Below are 1,308 nucleotides of genomic sequence, written 5' to 3'. Positions count from 1 at the left end.
TTTTACTAATTTTATTAAAAATCAACTTCATTTCAATTACTATCGCAACTTCTTCAGCTGAAAGAGGAAAAATTCTTGATCAAAATGGTGTCATACTAGCTACAAATAAGAAAGTTAAGTCTCTATATTGCACTTCTAATGATGAAAAACTATCGAATCAAGATACATCAAACACATTAGCTTTTTTCAATCAATTTTCAAACGAGTTTCAACATGATATTTCTGCAGAGGACGTAAAATCACAATTACAACAATCTTGTAAAAAGCAAACTATGAATGATATACCGTTATACTCTGAAATAAATGAGAGTGAACTTACATTCATAAACAAAAACAAACCCAATAATATAATAATTAAAAATGAATGGATTCGATATTATCCTAAACACGAAATTGGTTCACAGCTAATTGGGTATGTAGAAAATGATCTTAATTCTAAGTATGGACCTGTTGGGAAAAGTGGGATTGAGCTTCAATATGAAAATGATTTAAAAGGAAAACCCGGAAAAACTCTGATTTTTAAAATGAATAATAAAAAGTTCTTATGGAACATTCAAAAAGCACAAAAAGGAAAAGATATCCAGCTAGCTTTAGACTCGAAATTGCAGCAAAAAACAGAGGAAGCACTAAGATCTCAAATTAAGAAAGTACCTGATGCTAATGCTGGTTATGCAGTAGTAACCGATGTAAAAACTGGCGCAATATTAACTATGGCCAATTCGGCAGTTTTTGATCCAAATATATTAAATACACATGTATCATCTAAAAAAGAAAACATTAAATCCCTTTCGCAAAATAAAGCAATTCAAAAATTAAAATATGGTGAATCTTATGTAAATATAGCCTCTATTATAAAGCCACTTACTATTTTAATTGGATTAAACGAAAAGCTTTTTCAGCCTGAAGATACTTATTTAGATAAGGGTACTTTTCAGTATGATAATCAAAATAACGTTGCTAATGAACCTGGAACGCCAACAGGTGAGATTACACCAAGGCAGGCTATCATTAATTCATCTAACACATTTATGACAGCAAAAGTAGCTCTGCCCTTATTCAACCAAAATAATGGGAATATAGAAAAAGTGGCTAATATATGGACAGATTATTTAATGCAATTCGGCCTACGTTCTAAAACCGGGATTGATTTACCCTTTGAAGAAGACGGACAATATGAATTCCATCCATCTAATAAGTTTGAAAATGGAATCTCCGCTTTATTAAATGCCTCTTGGGGAGGAAATGAAGTACACACTCCTCTTCAACTTGCTCAATATGCAGCAACTTTGGCAAGTAAAGGTGATAAAT

General features: G+C 31.5%; 1 protein-coding gene. It reads left to right on the top strand.

The features are described 5' to 3' along the window. Positions 1–1,308 (top strand): penicillin-binding transpeptidase domain-containing protein (locus tag MR155_RS32515; protein ID WP_242312109.1); only part of this gene is annotated, 1,308 nt, incomplete at both ends.

The sequence above is a fragment of the Bacillus cereus group sp. BfR-BA-01331 genome, from assembly GCF_022663915.1.
Taxonomy (GTDB): Bacteria; Bacillota; Bacilli; order Bacillales; family Bacillaceae_G; genus Bacillus_A; species Bacillus_A mycoides.
The sequence above is the reverse complement of the archived record's forward strand: the minus strand, read 5'-3'. Positions and strand labels throughout refer to the sequence as shown.